The following is a 2,580-nucleotide window of genomic DNA, read 5'->3' on the forward strand; positions in this document are numbered from 1 at the left end:
GGCAGGGCCAGCAGGCGCAGCCGCCACGGCAGGCGCATGGCCAGCAGCAGGCCGCCAGCCAGGGCCGCCGCACCGGCCCACAGCGGCGCCACGGGCAGGTACAGCACAGCCATGGGCCAGGTGGCCAGCCACTGCAGCAGGGCTGCCAGCGGCTGCAGGCTCCACAGCGCCAGGTTCCACAAGGGCACGCAGAGCACCCCGCCCAGCGCCAGCGGCGTGACGACGAGGGTGACCCAGGGGATCGCCACCAGGTTGGCCACAAAGCCCACCAGCGACACCTGGCCGAACAGCAGCAGGGACAGCGGCGTGAGCGCCAGCGTGACCACCCACTGCTCGCGCAGCAGCGCCAGCACACGCGCCCGGCCCCGGGGCGGCGCGCCACCCACGGCCCGGGTGTCGGTGGCAAACAGCACCGCCACCGCCACGAAACTGAGCCAGAAGCCCGCTTGGTGCAATGCCCAGGGGTCCACCCAGACCACGGCCGCGCAGGCCAGCAGCCACACCTGCGGCCAGGGCCAGCGGCGGCCCGAGAGCTGCAGCAGGGCCACCGTGGCCAGCATGGTCACCGTGCGCTGCGCAGGCACGCCCCAGCCGCTGAAGAGCGCGTAGGCCGCGGCCAGCAGCACCCCGGCCACCAGCGCCGCCGTGGGCGCCGGCACGGCCAGGCACAGGCGCGGCGAGCGGCGCCACAACGCGCCCACCGCCAGCGCGGCGAGCCAGGCAAACAAAGTGATGTGCAGGCCCGAGATGCTCATCAAATGCGCGACGCCGGTCGCGCGGAACACGTCCCAGTCGGCCCGGTCGATGGCCCGCTGGTCGCCCGTGACCAGCGCCGCCACCACGCCAGCCATGCGCGCGCGGCCCGGGTCGTCGGGGTCCAGGCCCGGCGCCAGGCGCGCCAGGATGGCATCGCGCACCGACTGGCGCGCCTGCTCCACCGGGTACTGCCAGGTGCTGGCCAGGCGCACCGGCGCCTGGTCCTTGGGGCCCGTGCGCACCGTGCCGGTGGCCTGCACGCCCTGCTCCCAGGTCCAGAGCTCGTAGTCGAAGCCATGCGGGTTGCTCAGGCCATGCGGTGCGCGCGGGCGGATGGTCATTTCCCAGCGCTCGCCCGCATGCAGCGCCGGTGGCCGGCGTTGCGGCTCCAGCGGCCGCACGGTCGTGGTCGCGCTGGTGGCGCCGAAGAAGAAGCCGCCGTACCAGGAGACGTCCATGCGTTCGGGCAACTGCACGGGCTGGCGCGCGGCCCTCGCAGCCTCGCCCGGCAGCCAGGCCGATTCCACATCCAGGCGCAGGCGCACGCCCGCCTCGTTGACCTGCGGCATGGCAGCGATGGTGCCGATGACGCGGATGTTCTGCCCCTCCAGCGCCGGGTCCAGCGCGCCCTGCAGGTAGACGGTGGCACGCAGGCCGGTGGTGGCAAACAGCAGCCCGGCGCCGGCACAGGCAACGAGCAACCGGCACAGCCAGCGGCGTGACACACCGGCAGAGCCGGCGAAGAGCCCCGAGAATCCCCATGCAAGGGCCGCACAGGCCAGCACCGCCGCATAGCCATGCCAATGCCACAGCACCGGCTGCTGCAACTGCAGCGCCGCCCCCACCAGGCTGCCCGCCAGCAGCGCGGGCAGGCGCCACAGAACCGGCGCGCCATTGCGCGCAGCCGCCACCGGGACTCCGGTGGGGCGGGCTAGCACGGCAGCAAGGGGTTCGGGCATGCGCGCATGCTAAACCGCGGGCGCAACAGGCCTTCGCCGACCACCCGGGCGCCTGGGTATGTAACACTCCCGTGCTGCCCTGGCCTGGCCCGGTGAACATCGCCACCGGCTGCCGCGGGCCCGATCCACCACCTCCAACCAAGGACGACGACCATGAGCGTTTACGACAAGCTTTCCGAACTGAACATCACCCTGCCGCCGGTGTCGGTGCCTGCGGCTGCCTACGTGCCCTACGTGCAGACCGGCAACCTGGTGTTCCTCTCCGGCCACATCGCGCGCAAGGACGGCAAGCCCTGGGCGGCCCAGTTCGGCCACAACATCAGCACCGAAGAAGGCAAGAGCGCCGCGCGCGCCGTGGCCGTGGACCTGCTGGGCACGCTGCATGCGGCCACCGGCGGCGACCTGAACCGCATCAAGCGCATCGTGAAGGTCATGAGCCTCGTGAACTCGACCGGCGACTTCACCGAGCAGCACCTGGTGACCAATGGCGCCAGCGAGCTGTTCGGCCAGGTGTTCGGCGACAAGGGCGTGCATGCGCGCAGTGCCTTCGGCGTGGCGCAGATCCCCATGGGTGCCTGCGTGGAAATCGAGCTCATCGCAGAACTGGCCTGAAGCATCTGCCGGCCAGGCCCACCCGGGAAACCCGGGAAAGGCAGCCTGGTCAGAACGACTCCCAGTCCTCCTCCGCCCCCTGGGCCAGGGCTGGTGAGCGTGCGGGCGCGGCCTTGGCGGGCGCAGCGGCTTTTGCGGCCGGCTTGCCGGCTGCCTGGGTAATGCGCGGTGCGGTGGGCTTGGCGCTGGCAGCCGGCCGGGCCGGTGGCGCCGGTGTGTGCGCCGCGCGCATCGGCGGCGCCACGCCGCCACA

General features: G+C 72.6%; 2 protein-coding genes and 1 pseudogene. 1 reads left to right on the forward strand and 2 read right to left on the reverse strand.

The features are described 5' to 3' along the window. Nucleotides 1–1,715, reverse strand: a 1,715-nt coding sequence (locus PMI14_RS06715) for a ComEC/Rec2 family competence protein (RefSeq protein ID WP_007851730.1), incomplete at its 3' end; no start/stop codon positions are given. Nucleotides 1,716–1,868: 153 nt separating this feature from the next. Between PMI14_RS06715 and PMI14_RS06720 the strand changes: the two genes are divergently transcribed. Continuing rightward, complete coding sequence (locus PMI14_RS06720; RefSeq protein WP_007851731.1) at nt 1,869–2,327, forward strand: RidA family protein; 459 nt, start codon at nt 1,869–1,871, stop codon at nt 2,325–2,327. A 49-nt stretch (nt 2,328–2,376) separates the two neighbouring features. Here PMI14_RS06720 and PMI14_RS34735 read toward each other — a convergent pair. Further along, a pseudogene (locus PMI14_RS34735) lies at nt 2,377–2,580 on the reverse strand (hypothetical protein); the annotation flags it as partial.

This window comes from Acidovorax sp. CF316 (assembly GCF_000276605.1).
In the GTDB taxonomy this organism is placed as follows: domain Bacteria; phylum Pseudomonadota; class Gammaproteobacteria; order Burkholderiales; family Burkholderiaceae_C; genus Acidovorax.